The following is a 19,381-nucleotide window of genomic DNA, read 5'->3' as shown; positions in this document are numbered from 1 at the left end:
GGAGAATGGACGCGTGAGCACCCCGCCCCCGACGCCCCGGTCGGCGGTCCCCCGTCGCCGGTGGGTGCTCGCGGTCCTGCTCCTCGCCGTCGCGGCGGCGCCGGTCGCCCTGCGCTACCTCGTGTTCTGGCCCCTCGACCAGTGGCAGGTCGACGTCGACGTCTACCGCTCGGCCGGGGTCTCGGTCCTCACCGGGCGCCCGGTGTACGCCCACCTCACCGAGCCGCCGCAGCTGCTGCCGTTCACCTACCCGCCGTTCGCGGCGTTCCTCGCCGTCCCCCTCGCGATGCTGCCCTTCGGGGTCGTCGGCTGGCTGTGGACCGCCGCCCAGGTCGTCGCGACGACGCTGACCGTCCGGTACGCCGGGTGGGGGATGCTCCGGCACGCGGGGCCGTGGCTGCCGCTCGCGCTCGCCGCCGTCGCGGCGCCGATGCTGTGGCTGCACCCCGTCGGCGACGGCATCCGCTTCGGTCAGGTCAACGCCTTCATCGTCCTCGCCGTCGTCCTCGACATGGTGGCGCCTCGCCCCCGGTTCCTGCGGCACGTGCCCCGCGGTGTCCTCATCGGCCTCGCGATGGCGGTCAAGCTGACCCCCGGGGTCTTCCTCGTGCACTTCCTCGTGACCCGGCGCTGGCGGGAGGCGGGCACCGTCGTCGCGTCCGCCGCCACCGTCACCCTGCTGTCCGCGGCCCTGCTGCCGTCGGCGTCGTGGGACTTCTGGCTCGGCGCCCTGCAGGACAGCGACCGGCTCGGGCCGAACGCGGGCACCGCGAACCAGTCGATGCGCGGGCTGCTCCTGCGCGTCGGGCTCGACGGGGGTGTCGGCACCGCCGTGTGGCTGCTCGCCGTCGCCGTCGTCGGGGTGCTCGGGTACGCCCTGGCCCGGCGGACGTACCTGCGCGGGGACCCGGTCGGGGAGGTCGCGGTCGTCGGGCTGCTCGCCTGCCTGCTGTCCCCGGTGGCCTGGGTGCACCACTACCACTGGGTCGTCGTCGTCGTCCTCGCGCTGCTCGGCGCCCGCCCGTGGGTCGACCGTCGCCGGGCCGTCGCCGGGCTCGCGGTCCTCGTCTTCTTCGTCCTCCGGCTGCCGTGGTGGGGCATCGACTGGCTCGCGCAGCCGTGGCCGGAGTGGCCGGGGCGGGTGCTGCAGAACGCCGACGTCGTGGGCGGCCTCGCCTCCCTCGTGCTCCTGTGGTGGGTGAGCCGTCGACCGGTCGACGAGGTCGGCCCGACCGGCTCCGGCACGGGTGCGGCGGCGACGGACACGGCCGCGGACGCGCCCGTCCGGCAGGGGTCGGCCCGCCTACCCTGAGCACGTGGCCGGCATCACCCCCCTCGAGCTCCTCCTGCTCGGGGTCCCCCTCGCGCTGGGCGTCGCGTTGCTCGCCCTGGTCGTCGTCCTGCTGCGCCGCTCGGCCGACACCCGACGCCGGCTCGCGGCCCTCGAGGCGCACCGCCCCGCCGGGGACGCCGACCTCGCGGCCCTGCGCGGCGAGCTCGCGCAGGCGCTGCGGCACGTCGCCGTCGTGCGCTACGACGCCTTCGGCGACATGGGTGGGCGGCTCAGCTTCAGCGCGGCGCTCGTCGACGACGGCGGCGACGGTGTCGTCCTCAGCGCGATCCACGCCCGCGGGGAGTCCCGCACCTACGCCAAGGCGGTGGTCGGCGGCACGTCCGACACCACCCTGACCCCGGAGGAGCAGCAGGCCCTCGCGGCCGCGCGCACCGGGAAGGAGACCGGATGACCCGCGTCGGCTACCTCGGCCCGGACGGGACCTTCACCTCGATGGCGCTCGACCAGTGGCCCGCCTCGGACGGCGCCGAGCGGGTGCCGTTCGGCTCGGTCGACGCCGCGCTCGCCGCGCTGCGCGCCGGGGACGTCGACGGGGCGATGGTCCCGATCGAGAACTCCGTCGAGGGCGGGGTCTCGGCGACCCTCGACGCGCTCGCGAGCGGCGACCCGCTGCTCGTCGTCGGTGAGGTCGTCGTCCCCATCACCTTCGTCCTCGCCGCTCCGGCGGGGGTGGCGCTCGCGGACGTCCGGGCGGTCGGGACCCACTCGCACGCCTGGGCCCAGGTGCGCGGGTGGATGGGGCGTCACCTGCCCGGTGCGGGGTACGTCCCGGCCCTGTCCACGGCGGCGGCCGCCGCGGGTGTCGCCGCCGGTGGGCAGCCGTACGACGCGGCCGTCTGTGCGCCGTCCGCCGCGACGCTGCACGGCCTCGAGGTGCTCGCCGACGACATCGGGGACATGCAGGCGGCCGTCACCCGGTTCGTCCTCGTCGCCCGGCCCGGGTCGATGCCGGAGCCGACCGGGGCCGACAAGACGACGCTCGTGCTCTTCCAGCGTGACGACCACGCAGGCGGGCTCCTCGAGCTGCTCGAGCAGTTCGCGGCCCGGGGCATCAACCTCACCCGGCTGGAGTCGCGGCCGACGAAGGCGTCGATGGGCTCGTACTGCTTCTCCGTCGACATCGAGGGCCACGTCCTCGACGAGCGGCTCGGCGAGGCGCTCATGGGCCTGCGCCGGATCTGCGCCGAGGTGCGCTTCCTCGGCTCCTACCCGCGCGCCGACGGCCGGGCGGCGACCATCGCCCCGCGGGCGCAGGACAGCGACTTCGCCGAGGCCCGGGAGTGGCTCCGCTCGATCCGCGGCTGAGTGGTCCTCGTGTGGAGGATCGTCGGGGTGATGGCCCCTGAGAACCTCCACGCGGGCGTCCGAGGGCGCCGGTAGGGAGGTCAGGGCAGGTCGTCGGCCCGCTCGAGGCCGAGCCAGGAGCGGCCGCCGTCCCACGTGACGGACAGCATCGGTCCGGACAGCCCGAGGAGCGGCTCGTCGTGGAGCATCTCGAGGACCCAGCCCTCCTGGTAGGTGCGGTCACCGTCGCAGCCCATCTCGGTGACGGCGAGCCCTGGACCGTCGACGACCAGCCGGGAATCCTCGACGCGCACCTCGCCCCGGCCGGTGTTGCACCCCGTCCGCGCGCGCAGGGCGTCCCCGTCGACCTCGAGCTCGACCGGGACGACGAGCGCCGCCGGGGCGCCGGCGTCGTTCACCGAGACCCACCGACCCTGGAGGTCCTCCACCGACGTGACCGGGACGGACCCGTTGGCCGAGGCCTCGGCGAGGGCCGCGTCGGCGGCGCGCCGCTCGAGGACGACGGCGAGGACCGCGAGGAGGACGAAGGGGACGACGAGCGCCACGACGACCCCGCGACGGGAGAGTGGGCTGCGGGACGTCGTCGGTGTCGTCATGGGGCTGGGACGTCGCCGCCGGGGTCGGAGGTTCCCCGCTCTCGCTCCGCGCGCCGGGCCGCGACCCAGTCGTCGACCTCGGACCAGCGCTCGTCGAGCCAGTGCCCGAACGCCTCGGGCTCGTCCGGCACGTCCTGCGCCGGGTAGGTCCACGTCCGCACCCGGAAGTCCCGGCCGTGGAACGGCACGGCCTCCCAGACGAGCCGGGCGGTCGAGAGGTCGCCGAAGCCGGCGTGCGCGACGACCATGACGTCCGCACCCGGGCGCGCGGCCCGGGCCTCCCACGCCCCGCGCGCCTTCGGCGGCAGGACGTTGCGCAGCCGCTCGGCGCGCTCGGCCCGCTCGCCGTCGCCCTTCGCCCGGAGGCGCTCGATGACCCGCAGCCGCCGGCCGGGGGTCCAGTTCTGCCCCTCGGGGAAGAGGAGGAAGACGTCGTCCTTCCCGAGCGTCGCCGCCATCGTGCGCACGCCGGCGAGCCGGTCGCCGCCCGACGGCACGAAGCTCGAGTCGAGCCGGGAGAGGATCGTGTCGATGCCGGGGTCCCAGCGCATCGCCTCGGCGAGGACGATCCGCGGCAGCCGCCCCGCGGTCCGCGCGAGCAGCCAGGCGACGGCGAGCGAGTCGAACGGTCCCGCGTGCCGGGCGAGGGCGACGAGCGGCTCGTCCTCGGACCCGAAGTGCATCCGGTCGGTGAGCTCGATCTCGAGGCCGAGCCAGCGCCGGGCGTAGAAGACGAGCGAGTCGAGCGCGTCCGACAGCAGCTCCTCGTGCGTCTCGCGCCACGCGGGGTCGGACGCGTCGGGCAGGCGCCGGGCGATGTCCCGGCAGCGCAGCAGCAGCCGGACGTCGACCCAGAGGACGAGGACGGCGAGGACCGACACCCGGAACAGCCGGGCGCGCCGGTCGAGGACGACGAGGCAGGCGCCCGCGACGACGACCGGCACCGCGAGCCCGGTGAGCACGACGACGACGAGCGGCCACACCGCGCGCAGCGCCCGCCGGACGACCCGCGGCGGGGGCGGGATGCTCCGTGCTCCCATGCGGGTGAGCCTAGGGGTCAGAGGGCGTCGAGGTATCGGGTCGAGGCCTCGAAGGCCTGCCGGGCCCGCTCACGCATCCGGGACCGGCGGGCGTGTCGCACCGGCAGGTTCGGCGAGGAGTCGGTGCCGCTCGGCAGCACGTGCGTCTCGACGCCCTCCGGCAGGTGGGCCATCTCCTCGACGAACCGGTGCCGGCGGGCGATCTCGAAGGCCACCATCCCGACCTCCCACGGGCGCCGCGGCGGGCGCAGCGCCTGCTCGACCCGGCCGACCTGCAGCACGAACACCCGGGTGGCGCCGAGGGCGAGCGCCCGGCCGACGGGGATGGAGTGGACGAGCCCACCGTCGAGGTGGTGCGCCCCGTCGATCTCGACCGGCGGGAAGATGCCCGGCACCGAGCACGAGGCGACGACCGGGTCGACGAGCGCACCCTCGGAGAACCACGCCGCGGCGGCGTCCTCGACCCGGGCCGCGACGCACTGGAAGGGGACGGCGAGCTCCTCGAAGGTGTCGACCGGCAGGTGGCCGTCGACGACGTGCCGGAGCGGGGCGTTCGAGAGCAGGTGGGTGCGTGAGCGCGCGACGCGGGCGGCCTGCCGGACGGGGTTCTCGACGAAGACGCGCTCGCGGACGACGGCGTCCCAGACCTCGGCGAGGCGCTCGGCACCGCGTGGGGTCGGGTCGGCGGCGACGAAGGCGCCGTTGAGGGCGCCGATGCTCGTCCCGACGACGAGGTCCGGCCGGACCCCGGCGGCGGCGAGGGCCCGGACCATCCCGACCTGGGTCGCCCCGAGCACCCCGCCCCCGCCGAGGACGAACGCCGTCCTCGGCGTCGGCGACGGGTCGTGCGCGCTCATCCCGCCAGCGTACGGACGCGCTGCCGGACCCCTGGCCTGGCGTGGTCGGCCGGTAGCCTCGGTCCCATGCGCGGCGTGGCGGACAACCGGTTCCAGCGGCTCGTGTTCCTCGCCTCCCCGCCGCTCTTCGTGCCGTTCGCCCGCTTCGACGTCGAGGGGACCGAGCACCTGCCGGTGCGCGGGCCGGTCGTCCTCGCCGGCAACCACCGCTCGTACTTCGACATCCCTGCCATCGTCGCGATGATGCGGCCGACGGGCCGCACCGGCCGCATCCTCGCCAAGCGCGAGCTCTTCGACGTCCCCGTCCTCGGCCCCGTGGCGCGCCGGCTCGGCGGCATCCCCGTCGACCGCGGCACCGGAGGCGTCGAGTCGATGGCCGCCGCGCGCGAGGCCCTCGAGCGGGGTGAGCTCGTCTGCCTCCTGCCGCAGGGGACGATCCCGCGCGGCGAGCGCTTCTACGACCCGGTGCTCGTCGGCCGGACCGGCGCGGCCCGGCTGGCCGCCGCGACCGGGGCGCCCGTCGTCCCGTTCGGGATCTGGGGGAGCGAGGCGGTCTGGCCGCGCAGCTCCTCGCGGCCGCGGGCCGACCTGCGGCACCCGCCGACGGTGCGGGTGCGGGTCGGCGAGCCGTTCCACGTCGACGGCGGATCGGCGTCGGCCGACACCCGGACGATCATGGCCGCGATCGCCGAGCTCCTGCCGGACGAGGCACGGGCGTCCCGGGTGCCGACCGCCGAGGAGGTCGCCCGGGCCACCCCTCGGCGTCGCGGGTCGGCAACTGGGCGGGGGGAGGGCTCCGGTCGGGGCGAGGGGTCTGGTCCAGGGTCGACCCCGGGGTAGCGGGCGGACACCCCGGCACGGAAAGGTGGGTGCCATGACAGCACCCACGACCGTCGTCCTCTTCGGTGCGACCGGCGACCTCGCCAAGCGGAAGCTGATCCCCGGCCTGCTCCACCTCTTCAAGTCGGGGCTGCTCGACGACCTGCGGGTCGTCGGCACCTCCCTCGACGACATGAGCGTCGACGAGTTCCGCGACTCCGCCATGGCGGCGATCGCCGAGTTCGGTACCCGGGAGAAGGAGGACGAGGACACCCGCGCCTTCGCCCAGCACCTCGACTACGTCCCGCTGTCCGCCGGCCCGGACGCCCTCTCCGACGCCGTCGCCCGCGCCGAGGAGCAGCTCCCCGGCGACACGACGCTCCGGCTGCACTACCTCGCCGTGCCCCCGAAGGCGGCGCTCGCGGCCGTCCGCACCATCGCCGACGCCCGGCTCGTCGAACGCAGCCGGGTCGTCATGGAGAAGCCGTTCGGGCACGACCACTCGTCCGCGGTCTCGCTCAACGCGGAGCTGCACGAGGTGTTCGCCGAGGACCAGATCTTCCGGATCGACCACTTCCTCGGCAAGGAGCCGGCGCAGAACATCCTCGCCTTCCGGTTCGCCAACGGGCTCTTCGAGCCGATCTGGCACCGCAACAACATCTCGCACGTCCAGATCGACGTCCCCGAGACGCTGGGCCTGAGCACCCGCGCCGACTTCTACGAGAACACCGGCGCCTACCGGGACATGGTCGTCACGCACCTGTTCCAGATCCTCGCGTTCACCGCGATGGAGCCGCCGACCGCGCTCGAGCCGCTCGCCATCAGCCGCGAGAAGAACAAGGTGTTCGACTCGATGCAGCCGCTGCAGCCGTCCGACGTCGTCCGCGGGCAGTACAGCGGCTACCACGACGAGCCCGGGGTGGCGCCCGACTCCGAGACCGAGACCTTCGTCGCGCTCAAGTGCTTCGTCGACAACTGGCGCTGGGCCGGCGTGCCGTTCTACCTGCGGACCGGCAAGCGGATGGCCGAGGGCGCCCGGATCATCTCGATCGCCTTCAAGGAGCCGCCGCAGTCGATGTTCCCCAAGGGCTCCGGCGTCGGCGACCAGGGCCCGGACCACCTGACCTTCGACCTCGCCGACCGGTCCCGGATGTCGCTGTCGTTCTACGGCAAGCGCCCCGGCCCGGGCTTCCGGCTCGACAAGCTGTCGATGCAGTTCTCGATGCAGGAGACCGACTGGGCCGGCGCGGTCCTCGAGGCCTACGAGCGGCTCATCTACGACGCCGCCCGCGGCGACCGGACCCTCTTCACCTCGGCCCAGGGCATCGAGCGGCTGTGGGAGATCAGCCAGCCCGCCCTCGACAATCCCCCGCCGGTGCACCCCTACGCGCCGGGCACGTGGGGCCCGAACCAGATCCACCAGCTCATCGCGCCGTTCACGTGGCGGCTGCCGTTCGAGCGGAAGTGGCGCGAGAGGAAGAGCTGAGAGCGGCCCGCCGGCGTCCGGACGGGGCGTCGTCCGCGGCCCGGCGGTGTCGTCGGCGCCCGGGCTGACCGGTCCGGCCCGTGGCCTCAGGCGGCGTCGGCGGCCTTCGTGCCGTTGACCCGGACGGTGAGCGCCCGGGGCTCGATCTCGACCCGCAGCCGGCGGGCCTCGCCGATGATGTCGCCGTCGACCTGCACGCTCTGCCGCTCGTCGACCTCGATCGTCGCGCCGGCGCACTTCATCCGGGACAGGCTCGGTGCGGACTTGTCGCTGCGGGTCACGACGCGGGCGGCGACCCCGGCCCAGGCGGCGACGCCCCGGGGGGCGAGGACGATGACGTCGAGCATCCCGTCGTCGGGCTCGGCGTCGGGCAGCAGGTCGATCCCGCCGGTGATCCGGCCGCAGTTGCCGATGACGACCATCCGGGCGCGCTGGGTCTCGGGGGCGCCCGCGTCGCAGGAGATCGTCACCTTGAACCGGTCGCGCAGCCAGTGCCGGAACCCGGAGGGGACGTAGGCGGCCCAGCCGATGCGCTTCTTCAGCTCCTCGTCCGTCGACTCCATGATCGCGGCGTCGAGCCCGAGACCGGCCATGACGAAGAAGGCGTACCGCTTGCGCCCGGTGCTCGAGCCCTCCCCCGCGCCGTCCTCGAGCTCGACGGTCTCGTCCTCCGGGTCGAGGGTCATCCAGGCAGCGTCGATGTGCCGGTTGCGGCCGGTGAGCGCGACGGTCATCGCCTTCGCGAGGTCGTCGACCGGAACCTCGAGGTTGCGGGCGAGGAGGTTGCCGGTGCCGCCGGGCAGCAGGCCGAACGGCACGCCGGTGCCGACGAGCTCCTCGCCCACGGCGCGCACGGTGCCGTCCCCGCCGAGCGCACAGACGAGGTCGACCTTCTCCTCGAGGGCGCGGCGGGTCTGCCCGTAGCCGACGTCCTCGGCGGTGGTCTCGAGCAGCAGCGGCTCGTCCCAGTCCTGCGCGGTGCAGGCCTTCGCGAGGACGGCCCGTACCTCCTCGAGGTCGTCGAACTTCGTCGGGTTGACGACGACGGCGGCCCGCTTGCGCGGCGGCGGATCGGCGTCCTGCCGGAAGGACCCACGGGCGGGGCGGGCCTCGCCGGAGCCGTCGTCGCCGGCGTCGCGCGAGGTCAGCAGGAGGTAGACGCCGACGACGGCGAACACCACGGCGACGCCGATACCGACCCACATCCACGCTGTTCCCGACACAGAGGCGAAGGTACATCAGCCGAGGTCGCGCCCGTGGAGCGCCCGTATGCTGCGGACATGGACGAGACCACCGCCGACGCCGTGCAGCGGTGAGCGCCACCCTCGTCTACGTCCTCCTCGGCGGCTCGCTGCTCGTCGCGGCGGCGCTGCCGCAGCTGCTCACCCGCTACGCCCTGTCGGCGCCGATCGTGCTCGTCGGGCTCGGTGTCCTCATCGGCCTGCTGCCCGCGACGGACACCGTGAGCGTCGACCCCGTCGCGTTGCGACCGTGGATCGAGCACCTCACCGAGGTCGCGGTCCTCGTCGCCCTCATGGGGGTCGGGCTCGCCCTCGACCGTCCTCTCCGTCCGCGACTGCGCGCGTCCTGGGCGACGTGGTCCCCGACGTGGCGGCTGCTCGGCGTCGCGATGCCCCTGACGATCGCCGGGGTCGCGGCGATCGCCTGGGGGCCGCTCGGGGTGGCCCTGCCCGCCGCGGTCCTCCTCGGCGCCGTCCTCGCCCCGACCGACCCCGTGCTCGCGTCCGACGTGCAGGTGGGCGGCCCGCTGCAGGGCGAGCCCGACCAGGAGAGCGACGAGGAGCAGCACGAGGACGAGGTCCGGTTCGCGCTGACGAGCGAGGCGGGGCTCAACGACGGGCTCGCGTTCCCCTTCGTCTACGCGGCGATCTTCCTCGCGGCGGGCCCGCCCGACGGTGGCGTGTGGCGGTGGCTCGGCTGGGAGCTGGTCGGCAAGGTCGTCGTGGGCGTCCTCGTCGGTGTGGCACTGGGGTGGGTCCTGGCGCGGCTGGCGTTCCGGGCGCCGAGCCCGAAGCTGCGCTTCGCCGTCGTGGGGCAGCCGATCCTCGCGCTCGCCGCCCTGCTCCTCGCGTACGGCCTGGCGGAAGCAGCCCACGGGTACGGCTTCCTCGCGGTGTTCGCGTGCGCCGTGACGATCCGGTCGGTCGAGCGGCAGGACATCTACCACCAGCACATGCACGAGGTCGTCGAGCGTCTCGAGATCCTCCTCACCCTCGTGCTCCTGCTCGGGCTCGGTTTCGCCTTCACGACCGGACTGCTCGCGCGGCTCGACTGGCGGGGGGTCGTCGTCGGGCTCGCGCTCGTCTTCGTCGTCCGCCCCCTCGCGGGGTACCTGTCGTTCGTCGGGCACCGCTCGCGCGCCGGGGTCGCCGGACTCCGGCGGCGGGAGCGGCTCGTCATCGGCTTCTTCGGGGTGCGCGGGGTCGGCTCGCTGTACTACCTCGCGTACGCGGCCGGGACCGCCTCGTTCACCGAGGAGCGGTGGATGTGGTCGACGGTCGCGTTCACCGTCGCGCTGTCGGTGGTCGTGCACGGCGTCCTCGCGACCCCGGCGATGCGGTGGCTCGACGCGACCCGCGAGCGGGAGCCCGAGCCGACCTCCCCCTGACTCCGGCGACACGCCCTCGCCGTGGGGGCCGGCGACGGCCGGGTCCTGTCGCGGCCGTCGCGGAACCCCTGTGCACCGGTCCGCCTCCGCGAGCACACTGGCCGTCGTGCCCACCTCGTCCACGCTGCTCGCGTTCTTCCTCGCGTCGGTCCTGCTCGTCGCCCTGCCGGGCCCGTCGCTGCTGTTCACCATCGGTCGCGCCCTGTCGGTGGGCCGGACCGCGGCCCTGCGCACCGTCGTCGGCAACGCGACCGGCATCGTCGTCCAGATCGTCGCCATCGCCCTCGGCCTCGGCCCGCTCGTCGCCTCGAGCGCCACCGCCTTCACCGTCGTCAAGGTGGCCGGCGCCGGCTACCTCGTGTGGCTCGGCGTCCAGGCCGTCCGACACCGCAGGCGCACCGCCGCCGCCCTCACGGGTCCGCTGCCGCGCGAGCGCGCGGGCGGCGCGGTGTGGGCCGGCTTCGTCGTCGGGGTGACGAACGCCAAGACCCTCGTGTTCTTCATGGCCTTGCTCCCGCAGTTCGTCCTCGCGAGCCAGCCCGTCGCGCCGCAGCTGCTCGCGCTCGGGACCGTGTTCGCGGCCGTCGCGCTCGTCATGGACGGCGCGGTGGCGCTCACGGCCTCGCGGTTCCGCGAGTGGTTCGCCTCGTCCCCGCGCCGGATGGAGCGGGTCGGCGGGGCCGGCGGCCTCATGATGATCGGCCTGGGCGCCGGCATCCTCGTCAGCGGCCGCGCCGACTGACGCGACCGCTGCGACCCGACCGCCTCGACCCGACCGCCTCCCCGGGGGGAGGATCCACCACGTCAGGACGGGGTCGATGCTCCCCCGGGCGGCCGGACCGGTCGTCGCGACGCGTCCCTAGACTCGCCGGGTGCCCGGTCCCCTCCTGCTCGTCGTCGTCAACGACCCCGACAGCGGTCCGGGTCGGCTGCTGCCGTGGCTGGAGGACCTCGGCGTCGCCGCCGACGTCGCCGAAGGTCACGACGTGCCGTCGACGCCGGACCGGCACGACGGCGTCGTCCTCCTCGGGGGCGGCCTCATGCCGGACGACGACGCCGCGCACCCCTGGCTGCCGCGGGAGCGGGACCTGGCCCGCCGCTGCGTCGGGACCGGGACCCCGCTCCTCGGGGTCTGCCTCGGCGGCCAGCTGCTGTCGCTCGCCCACGGCGGCACCGTCGTCGCGGACTCCGGTCGGCCCGAGCGCGGGCTCGTCACGGTGACCCGGACCGCCGACGGCGCGCACGACCCGGTCCTCGGACGGCTCCCGGAGCAGTTCCCCGCGATGCAGAACCACCGGGACGAGATGACCGACCTGCCGCCGGGCGCGGTCCACCTCGCGACGTCGACGACCTGCCCGGTCCAGGCCTTCCGACTCGGGACGGCGGCCTGGGGTCTGCAGTTCCACCCCGAGGCGGGCGCGGAGCGGATGGCGCGGTGGGACACGCACCGGGTCGCGGCCGACGGCTTCGACCTCGCGGCCCTGCGCCGCGCCGGGGAGACCCGCGAACCGGCGTCCCGGGCCGCGGCGCGCTCGCTCGTCGAGGCGTTCGTCGACGTCGTCCGTGCCGCCTGAGGACGTCGCCCGGGCCACCCGACCCGGTGCCGGGACTCAGCGGGCCGCGAGGCCCTGACCGGGGATCGCCGCGATGAGCTCGCGGGTGTAGTCCACCTGCGGGGCGGCGAAGATGCGCTCCGGCTCGCCCCGCTCGACGACCCGCCCGCGCTGCATGACGTACACCTCGTGGGCGACGAGCCGGACGACGGCGAGGTCGTGGGTGATGAAGAGGTAGGACAGCCCGAGGTCGCGCTGCAGGCCGACCATGAGGTCGAGGATCTGCTCCTGGACGAGGACGTCGAGGGCGCTCACCGCCTCGTCGAGCACGACGAGGCGCGGCTCGAGGGCGAGCGCCCGGGCGATCGCCACCCGCTGGCGCTGCCCGCCCGACAGCTCGTGCGGGCGCCGGTCGCGCAGCGCCGTCGGCAGGGCGACCTTCTCGAGCAGACCGGAGACCAGCCCCCGGCGGTGGGCGGCGTCGCCGACCTGGTGCACGACGAGGGGCTCGGCGACCGCCTCCTCGACGGTGTAGCGCGGGTCGAGCGAGGCGTAGGGGTTCTGGAACACCGGCTGCACGGAGCGGCGGAACGCGAGCAGCGCCTTCCCCCGCAGCCGGGACACGTCCTGCCCCCCGAACCGGACGGTCCCGGCGTCGGCGTCCTCGAGCCGCAGGGCGAGCCGGGCGGTCGTCGACTTGCCCGACCCGGACTCGCCGACGACCGCGACCGTGCGACCCGCGGGCACCGTGAGGTCCACCTCGTCGACCGCGGTGAACGGCTCCCGGCGGCCCCGGATGCGGTACCGCTTCGTCGCCCCGGTGAGCTCGAGGAGCGGCTCCGGCGCCACCGGTCCCGCCGCGCCTGCGCCGACCGGCCCTCCGGCGCCGTCCTCGGTGGGCCGCCCGGCCGTCGCGACGTCGGTGACCTTGCGGCGCGCCACCCCGGGAGCCGCGGCGAGCAGCCGCCTCGTGTACTCGTGCCGCGGGTCCGCGACGAGGTCGCGGGAGGGGCCGGACTCGACGACCTCGCCGCGGTACATGACGACGACCCGGTCGGCACGCTCGGCCGCGAGGGCGAGGTCGTGGGTGATGAGGACGACCGCCGCACCGAGCCCGGACGCGAGCTCGGCCATCTGGTCGAGGACGAGCCGCTGCACCGTGACGTCGAGCGCGGACGTCGGCTCGTCGGCGACGAGCACCCCCGGCCGGCAGGCGAGCGCCATCGCGATGAGCACCCGTTGGCGCATCCCCCCGGAGAACTCGTGCGGGTACTGATCGAAGCGCGTCGCGGCGTCCTCGATGCCCGCGCCCTCGAGCAGGGCGACCGCGCGTTCCCGGGCCTGCCGTCCGGTCGCGAGGCCGTGCACCTCGAGCGCCTCGACGATCTGGGCGCCGACGGGCATCACCGGGTTGAGGTTCGTCATCGGGTCCTGCGGCACCATCCCGAGCCGGCGCCCTCGCACGCCGCGCATCGTCCGCTCGTCCGCCGCGGTGAGGTCGAGGTCCCCGAGGGTCACCGTCCCCCCGGAGATCCGCCCGTTGTCGGCGAGGAGGCGGGCGACCGCCGCGGCGACGGTCGACTTGCCCGACCCGGACTCGCCGACGACGGCGACGGTCTCGCCCGCGGCGAGGTCGAGGTCGACCCCACGGACGGCCTCGACGTCGCCGTGGGAGGTCGTGAAGGTGACCCGGAGGTCGCGGACCGACAGCACGGGGGTGGTGCGTGGGCGGTCGCCGTCGGGGCGTCCGGCGCCGGTGGGGGAGGTGGTCATCGGGTGGCTCCTGCGGCGGTGGTCAGGGCGGTCGTGCCGGCGTCGAGGAGGACACCGGCGATCTCGTCGCCGGTGGCGACGCCCGCGAGGGGGTCGGCGAGCCCGACGGTCCTCGGTCCGGGGAGGGGGCCGACCGTCCCGTGGAGCCGGGTGGCCGCCCCGGCGACGACGGTCCGGCTCCCGGGCTCGACGCCCCAGAAGGTCCCGGTGAACCCGCCGTGCCAGAGCCACGTGACGGGGCCGTCCGGGCCGGGGGCGTGGTGGAGGCGGAACCCGAGGCCACGGTCGGGGTGGGCCTCGCCGGCAGTCGCGGCGCGCCCGGCCGCGTCCGGGCCGGCGACCGTCCCGTCGAGCAGGGCCGTCCCGAGGTCGAGGAGGGCGTCCGCGGTACCGAAGAGCCCGGCGTGGCCGGCCACCCCGCCGAGGGCGTGCGCGGCGTTGCCGTCGGCGACCTCGCCGCGCAGCGGGCCCTTCCGCCAGACGGCGACGTCGTCCGGGCCGACCGGGACGGGGTAGGGGCGGCCGGTGGCGAGCATCGCGTGCTCGACCGCGTCGCTGTCGGCGCTCGTCGCGCAGCCGGCCGGGTCGACCGGGCCGTAGCGCAGGTCGAGACCGAGGGGCTGCGACACGTGCTCGCGGACGGCGGTGGCGAGGTCGGTGCCGAGCACCCGCTCGACGACCCGGCCGGCGAGCACCATCCCGAGGTCGGAGTACCGGACCTCCCGCCCCGGCGGCCCCGCGAGGTCGAGGGCGGCGATGCGCTCGGCGACGTCGTGCCCGGCCCGCGTCCCCGCGTAGAGCGGCCACCACGGCCGCAGCCCGGACGTGTGCGTCAGCAGGTGGTGGACCGTGACGTCCTCGCGCCCGCCCCCGTCGAACGCCGGGACGAACCGGCGCACCGGGTCGTCGACGGACAGGGCGCCGTCGCTCGACAGGCGCAGGAGGAGGACGGTCGTCGCGGCGACCTTCGTCACCGAGGCCAGGTCGAGCCACGTGCCCGCGGTCATCGGCTCGCCGGGCGCACCCTCGCGGGGGAGGGTGGCCCACCCGGTGGGGTGCACCTCGGTCCCGGCGGTGGTGCGGACGCCGACGACCGCCCCGGCGGGCCCGCGCCCGGGATCGCCGAGCGAGAGCAGCCGCGCGGTGGCGTCGGCAGCGACGCTCATCCCTGCCCCTCGCCGTCGACGACGAGCCGGGTCGGCCAGGCGGGGAGCGGGGCCGGCAGCGTCAGCGTCGACCCCGGCGCCGGCGCGACCCGACCGAGCACCCGCGGCCCGGACGCGCCGGTGCACGAGGGGACGTTGCCCGGCAGGCCGTGCATCGTGGCCCAGCCGACGAGGGCGAACGCGACGGCCTCCTTCTCGTCCCCCGGCACCCCGAGGTCGTCGGTCCCGAGCAGCCGGACGTCGCCGAGGAGGTCGCGCAGCCGGGCGAGCAGGACGGGGTTGCGGACACCCCCGCCGGCGGCGACGAGTACGTCGGCCCCCGCGGCGCGGACGTCGTCGGCGACGGTCCGCGCGGTGAGCTCGACGAGGGTGCGGACGAGGTCCGGCAGGTCGGGTCGACGCCCCAGTCGGGCGAGGGCGTCCTCGACGTAGCCGTGGTGGAAGACCTCCTTGCCGGACGACTTCGGCGCCGGGAGCCGGTAGTAGGGGTCGGCGAGGAGGAGGTCGAGCAGGGCGTCGTCGACCGTGCCCGAGGCGGCGATCCGGCCGTCCACGTCGTACCCCCGCTCGCCGTCGGTCGCAGCGTGGACGACGGCGTCGACGAGGGCGCCCGCCGGGCCGACGTCCCACGCCAGCGGGTCGGCGCCGGGGCGGCACACGGTGACGTTGGAAATGCCCCCGAGGTTGAGCGCCGCGGCGACCTCCCCGTCCTCGACGAACGGACCGAGGAGCAGGCGGTCGAGCAGCGGGACGAGCGGGGCGCCCTGGCCGCCGGCCGCGACGTCGGCGGAGCGCACGTCGGAGACGACCGCGGCGCCGGCCACCTCGCCGACCCACGCCGGCTGCCCGAGCTGCAGGGTGCCGAGCGCGCGGCCGTCCTGCACCCAGTGGAAGAGCGTCTGCCCGTGCGTGCACACGACGTCGACCGGTCCCGGCGCCGCGGCGACGGCGGCCGCGGCGGCCCGGGCGAACGCCTGCCCGACGAGGGTGTCGAGGGCGCAGACCTCGTCGAGGCCGACCCGCCCGGGTGGCAGGGCCGCGACGACCCGGGCCCGCAGCGCGGGGTCGTAAGGGGTCGAGGCGGTGTGCTCGATCGTGGCGTGCAGCGCCCCGTCCTCGGCGTGCAGGTCGACGACGGCGACGTCGATCCCGTCGTGCGAGGTGCCGGAGATCATCCCGAGGACACGCATCAGCGACCTCCCGAGCGCGGGTCGAGGGCGGAGCGGAGGGCGTCGCCGAGGAGGTTGAGCGCGACGACGACCACGACGAGGGCGATGCCGGGGAAGGCGAGCATCCACGGGGCGATCACGGCGAGGGTCTGCGCCTCGTAGACCATCCCGCCGAGCGACGCGGCCGGCGGTGGGGTGCCGAAGCCGAGGAAGCTCAGCGAGGCCTCGGTGAGGATCGCCCAGGACAGCGACAGCGTCGTCTGGACGACGAGGATGCCCGTCATGTTCGGGACGACGTGCCGCACGAGCGTCGACAGCCGCGAGCGGCCGATGGCGTCCGACGCGACGACGTACTCGGCCTCGCGCAGGCCGAGGACCGGGGCGCGGGCGACCCGCGCGAAGATCGGGACGTAGACGACGGCGATCGCGACCGACACCGTGACCCAGCTGCGCTCGAGCGTCGCCGCGAGGGCGAGGGCGAGCAGCAGCGACGGGAACGCGAAGAGGACGTTGTTGACGATGCCGACGAGGCGGTCGGCCCAGCCCCGGTAGTACCCCGCGAGGACGCCGAGCGAGATGCCGACGACCCCCGAGACCGCGACCGACACGACGGCGACGCGCAGGGAGTTCGCCAGCCCGCTTGCCACCCGGGCGAAGACGTCCCGCCCGAACTGGTCGGTGCCGAACCAGCCCTGGGCGCCGGGGCCGAGGAGGGAGCGGCCGACGTCCTGGGCGCTCGGGGACGCGGTGAGACCGGTGACGGCCATCCCGGCGAGGAGGAGGACGAGCGCCATGAGGACGAGCCCGACGACCCCCGCCGGGGTGAGGAACGCCCGCCGCCACGCGTGCCCCCGTCCCGGTCGCGGCGTCGGCGTCGGCCCGTCGGTGCTGCCGCCGGTCAGCGCGTCGGTCCCGGCCTGCGCGCTCATGCGACCCGCACCCGGGGGTCGACGAGGCGGTACACGAGGTCGGTGAGGAGGTTGACGAGGACGAACATCACGGCGATGACGAGCGTCGTGCTCTGCACGAGGGCGTACTCCTGCTGGCCCAGGCCCAGCAGCACCTGTCGGCCGATGCCGGGGATGGCGAAGATCTGCTCGGCGACGAGGGCGCCGCTGAGGAGGAAGCCGAACTGGAGGCCGGTCATCGTCACGACCGGGATGAGGGCGTTGCGCAGGACGTGCCGGACCTGCAGGCGTCGCGCCGGCACTCCCTTGGCCTGCGCCGTCCGGACGTAGTCCTCGGCCCGGACCCCGAGGATCGCGGTCCGGGTCGTCTGGAGCACGGGCGAGGCGATGCTGATGCCCAGGACGAGCGCCGGCAGCAGCATCTGCTGGAGGTTGAGCCACGGGTCCTCGAGCAGGGTCCGGTAGCCCTCGCCGTTCGGGTACCACCCGAGCCGGTTCGCGAGGAACGTCGCCACGGCGGTCGCCAGGAGGAAGGACGGGACCGACAGGGCGAGCAGGCTGCCCGCCTGCGTCGCGTTGTCGCGGGCGCGGCCGGGCCGGCTCGCGGCGAGCATCCCGCCGGGCACGCCCAGGGCGAGCCCGACGAGGATCGACAGGACCGCGAGCTCGATCGTGTTCGGCAGCGCCTGGGCGGTGAGCTCGGCGACCGAGACCCCGGAGTTCGCCGACACCCCGAGGTTGCCGGTGAGCACGCCGCCGAGCCACGAGAGGAACTGGACCGGCAGCGGCTGGTCGATGCCGTAGTACGCCTCGAGGTCGGCGATCTGGTCCGGCGACAGCTCGCCGGCGGCGATGCCGTACTGCGCGGTGATCTGGTCACCGGGGACGACGCGCAGGACGACGAAGGTGAGGACGGACACCCCGAGCAGGGTGACGACCGCCTCGCCGAGCCGCCGGGGGACCGGGTGGCCGAGGAGGGTTCGCAGTGCCGTCATGTCAGCCGGTCGTGGCCGTCCACAGGCGCGACAGGCTCGCGTCCGTGCGGGCCTCGACGCCCTCGACCCCCGGGCCGGTGACGAGGAACAGCTGCGGGGTGAAGAGCCAGACCCAGGCGGCGTTGTCGACGAGCTCGCTGCTCACCTGGCTGTAGATCTGCTGGCGCTCCGCCGGGTCGGTCGTCTCGATGCCCTGCGCGAAGAGCTCGTCGAGGGTGTCGGAGGAGTAGCCCGCGACCTCGTTGAAGCTGCCGTCGGAGGTGAAGTACCGGGCGTACATCGTGTTCGGGTCGGTGCTGCCGCCGTTGAGGGCGACCGCGGCGTCGAAGTCGCCGGCGAGCCAGCGGTCGACGTACGCGCTCGAGTCGAGGCTCTGGACGTTCACGTCGATGCCGACCTCGCCGAGCTGGGCCTGGATCGCCTGCGCCTCGTCGACGGCCGTCGAGTACAGGCCCTGGGACGTCATGAGGTCGAGGCTGAAGCCGTCGGGCGTCCCGGCCTCGGCGAGGTACTCGCGGGCGCGGTCGAGGTCACGCTCGGCGCAGGGCGCGGCGGTCGGGTCGGACCGGTACTCCGGCGACGTGATGGGCCCGGTGACCTCGCCCGCGCCGAGCGCGGCGGTGTCGACGATGCCCTGCCGGTCGAGGGCGCACTGGATGGCGAGCCGGGAGCTGACGTCCTCCAGGGCCGGGGAGGCGGCCCGCAGCTGGAGGACGTGGTAGCTCAGCGAGTCGACCGTCGTGCTCGTCACGTCGCCGGTCGCGGCGGTGCGGGCGGTCACGGGGTTCTCGAAGATCGCGACGTCGACCGACCCGGTGCGCAGCGCGGAGACCATCGACTGCTCCTCGGGGATGACCCGGAAGACGACCTCGGCGGCGCCGACGTCCCCGGCGAAGTAGTCCTCGTTGCGGGTCAGGGTGATCGACTCGTTCGGGGTGCGCTCGGACCACACGTACGGGCCGCTGCCGACCGGGGTCGTCTCGAGCTCGGCGGTGTCGACGTCGGAGGGGACGATCGCCGTGTTGACGCCGGTGAGACCCGCGGGGAAGGAGGCGTCGGGCCGGCTCAGGGTGACGACGACGGTCTGCGGGTCGGGGGCCTCGACCGTGTCGACCGAGCCGAAGTACGAGGCTGACGACGCGTTCGACTCCGGGTCCATGATCGTCTCGAAGGTCGCCTTGACGTCCTCGGAGTCCAGCGCCGAGCCGTCGCTGAAGGTCACGCCCTCGGTGAGGGCGAAGGTGTACGTCAGACCGTCCTCCGACACCTCGGGCAGCTCGGCGAGACCGGCGACGGGCACGGACTGCTCGTCGGTGTCCAGGAGGGTGCTGTAGACCTGCGAGAGCACCTGGATCGCCTGCTTGGACGTCACGGTCCACGGCAGCATCTGGGTCGGGTCCGCGGTGATCCCGACGACGATCTCGCCGTCACCGGGGGCGGCGGCCTCCTGCCCGCCTCCGCCTCCGCAGGCGGCGAGGCCGAGGGTGGCGGTCAGGGCGAGGGCGGTGGCCGTCCGGCCGGAGGTGCGGGGAGTCATCCGGGGTGCTCCTGGGCTCTGGGGGCCGTGCCGGGCTCGGCGGCACGGAGGATGGCCACCGATGCTATGGCAGAAACTTCCGCCAACGGAAGACCCATCGGAATTTTCTGGCGCTCGGTGTCCGAGGCCGGTCGAGCGGTCCGATGGGAGGACCCACCCCGTCACGACGGGGTCGACCCTCCCACGGAGCGGCC

Annotated in this window: 18 protein-coding genes; 8 read left to right on the top strand and 10 right to left on the bottom strand. The window is 75.0% G+C overall.

Annotated features, from left to right (window positions below; translation table 11 throughout):
* Positions 1 to 13: 13 nt before the first annotated feature.
* Genes KC207_RS13310 through pheA form a run of 3 tightly spaced genes read left to right on the top strand, consistent with a single transcriptional unit; the run spans position 14 to position 2,659 of the window.
* Positions 14 to 1,312: a glycosyltransferase 87 family protein gene (locus KC207_RS13310; protein WP_211603791.1), complete on the top strand. Its 1,299-nt coding sequence runs from the start codon at positions 14 to 16 to the stop codon at positions 1,310 to 1,312.
* Positions 1,313 to 1,316: 4 nt separating this feature from the next.
* Positions 1,317 to 1,745 (top strand): DUF4446 family protein, encoded by a 429-nt coding sequence (locus KC207_RS13305; protein ID WP_211603790.1) that lies wholly within the window; start codon positions 1,317 to 1,319, stop codon positions 1,743 to 1,745.
* On the top strand, positions 1,742 to 2,659 hold the full coding sequence (pheA, locus tag KC207_RS13300; RefSeq protein ID WP_211603789.1) for a prephenate dehydratase: 918 nt from the start codon (positions 1,742 to 1,744) through the stop codon (positions 2,657 to 2,659). Before KC207_RS13305 ends, pheA begins: the two co-directional genes overlap by 4 nt.
* Before the next feature lie 80 nt (positions 2,660 to 2,739).
* Here the strand turns inward: pheA and KC207_RS13295 are convergent, their stop codons facing one another.
* The 3 genes from KC207_RS13295 to KC207_RS13285 are packed head-to-tail and all read right to left on the bottom strand — an operon-like array spanning position 2,740 to position 5,152.
* Positions 2,740 to 3,255 carry an META domain-containing protein gene (locus tag KC207_RS13295; RefSeq protein WP_211603788.1) on the bottom strand — a complete coding sequence of 172 codons (516 nt, stop codon included), beginning with the start codon at positions 3,253 to 3,255 and terminating at the stop codon, positions 2,740 to 2,742.
* Positions 3,252 to 4,295, bottom strand: coding sequence for a 1-acyl-sn-glycerol-3-phosphate acyltransferase (locus tag KC207_RS13290; RefSeq protein ID WP_211603787.1), 1,044 nt, complete (start codon positions 4,293 to 4,295; stop codon positions 3,252 to 3,254). The genes KC207_RS13295 and KC207_RS13290 overlap by 4 nt, the downstream gene beginning before the upstream one ends.
* Positions 4,296 to 4,312: 17 nt before the next feature.
* Positions 4,313 to 5,152, bottom strand: a complete 840-nt coding sequence (locus KC207_RS13285; RefSeq protein ID WP_211603785.1) for a patatin-like phospholipase family protein — start codon at positions 5,150 to 5,152, stop codon at positions 4,313 to 4,315.
* 66 nt (positions 5,153 to 5,218) lie between these two features.
* Between KC207_RS13285 and KC207_RS13280 the strand changes: the two genes are divergently transcribed.
* Positions 5,219 to 5,992, top strand: a complete 774-nt coding sequence (locus KC207_RS13280) for a lysophospholipid acyltransferase family protein (protein ID WP_211603783.1) — start codon at positions 5,219 to 5,221, stop codon at positions 5,990 to 5,992.
* Between the two features lie 34 nt (positions 5,993 to 6,026).
* On the top strand, positions 6,027 to 7,457 hold the full coding sequence (gene zwf, locus KC207_RS13275) for a glucose-6-phosphate dehydrogenase (protein ID WP_211603781.1): 1,431 nt from the start codon (positions 6,027 to 6,029) through the stop codon (positions 7,455 to 7,457).
* A gap of 86 nt (positions 7,458 to 7,543) precedes the next feature.
* Here the strand turns inward: zwf and KC207_RS13270 are convergent, their stop codons facing one another.
* Complete coding sequence (locus tag KC207_RS13270; RefSeq protein ID WP_249138738.1) at positions 7,544 to 8,680, bottom strand: diacylglycerol/lipid kinase family protein; 1,137 nt, start codon at positions 8,678 to 8,680, stop codon at positions 7,544 to 7,546.
* Positions 8,681 to 8,769: 89 nt separating this feature from the next.
* Here KC207_RS13270 and KC207_RS13265 point away from each other — a divergent pair, with 89 nt between their 5' ends.
* The 3 genes from KC207_RS13265 to KC207_RS13255 all read left to right on the top strand — a co-directional run bounded on the left by KC207_RS13265 (position 8,770) and on the right by KC207_RS13255 (position 11,660).
* Positions 8,770 to 10,086, top strand: coding sequence for a cation:proton antiporter (locus tag KC207_RS13265; protein WP_211603780.1), 1,317 nt, complete (start codon positions 8,770 to 8,772; stop codon positions 10,084 to 10,086).
* Between the two features lie 106 nt (positions 10,087 to 10,192).
* Positions 10,193 to 10,828, top strand: coding sequence for a LysE family translocator (locus tag KC207_RS13260; RefSeq protein WP_211603777.1), 636 nt, complete (start codon positions 10,193 to 10,195; stop codon positions 10,826 to 10,828).
* A 130-nt stretch (positions 10,829 to 10,958) separates the two neighbouring features.
* Entirely contained in the window at positions 10,959 to 11,660 is a 702-nt protein-coding gene (locus KC207_RS13255; protein WP_211603775.1) for a type 1 glutamine amidotransferase, read from the top strand.
* Between the two features lie 36 nt (positions 11,661 to 11,696).
* Here the strand turns inward: KC207_RS13255 and KC207_RS13250 are convergent, their stop codons facing one another.
* Genes KC207_RS13250 through KC207_RS13225 form a run of 6 tightly spaced genes read right to left on the bottom strand, consistent with a single transcriptional unit; the run spans position 11,697 to position 19,187 of the window.
* On the bottom strand, positions 11,697 to 13,412 hold the full coding sequence (locus KC207_RS13250; RefSeq protein WP_211603773.1) for a dipeptide ABC transporter ATP-binding protein: 1,716 nt from the start codon (positions 13,410 to 13,412) through the stop codon (positions 11,697 to 11,699).
* Complete coding sequence (locus KC207_RS13245) at positions 13,409 to 14,578, bottom strand: serine hydrolase domain-containing protein (protein WP_211603771.1); 1,170 nt, start codon at positions 14,576 to 14,578, stop codon at positions 13,409 to 13,411. Before KC207_RS13245 ends, KC207_RS13250 begins: the two co-directional genes overlap by 4 nt.
* Positions 14,575 to 15,768, bottom strand: a complete 1,194-nt coding sequence (locus KC207_RS13240) for an anhydro-N-acetylmuramic acid kinase (protein ID WP_211603769.1) — start codon at positions 15,766 to 15,768, stop codon at positions 14,575 to 14,577. Before KC207_RS13240 ends, KC207_RS13245 begins: the two co-directional genes overlap by 4 nt.
* Positions 15,768 to 16,676: an ABC transporter permease gene (locus KC207_RS13235; protein ID WP_211603768.1), complete on the bottom strand. Its 909-nt coding sequence runs from the start codon at positions 16,674 to 16,676 to the stop codon at positions 15,768 to 15,770. The genes KC207_RS13240 and KC207_RS13235 overlap by 1 nt, the downstream gene beginning before the upstream one ends.
* Positions 16,673 to 17,650 (bottom strand): ABC transporter permease, encoded by a 978-nt coding sequence (locus KC207_RS13230; RefSeq protein WP_211603766.1) that lies wholly within the window; start codon positions 17,648 to 17,650, stop codon positions 16,673 to 16,675. Before KC207_RS13230 ends, KC207_RS13235 begins: the two co-directional genes overlap by 4 nt.
* A 1-nt stretch (position 17,651) precedes the next feature.
* On the bottom strand, positions 17,652 to 19,187 hold the full coding sequence (locus KC207_RS13225; RefSeq protein ID WP_211603764.1) for an ABC transporter substrate-binding protein: 1,536 nt from the start codon (positions 19,185 to 19,187) through the stop codon (positions 17,652 to 17,654).
* Positions 19,188 to 19,381: the final 194 nt, after the last annotated feature.

It is taken from the genome of Phycicoccus avicenniae, assembly GCF_018139485.1.
Classification (GTDB): domain Bacteria; phylum Actinomycetota; class Actinomycetes; order Actinomycetales; family Dermatophilaceae; genus Phycicoccus; species Phycicoccus avicenniae.
Note: the sequence above shows the minus strand (reverse complement) of the source record. Positions and strands in the feature narration are given on the sequence as shown.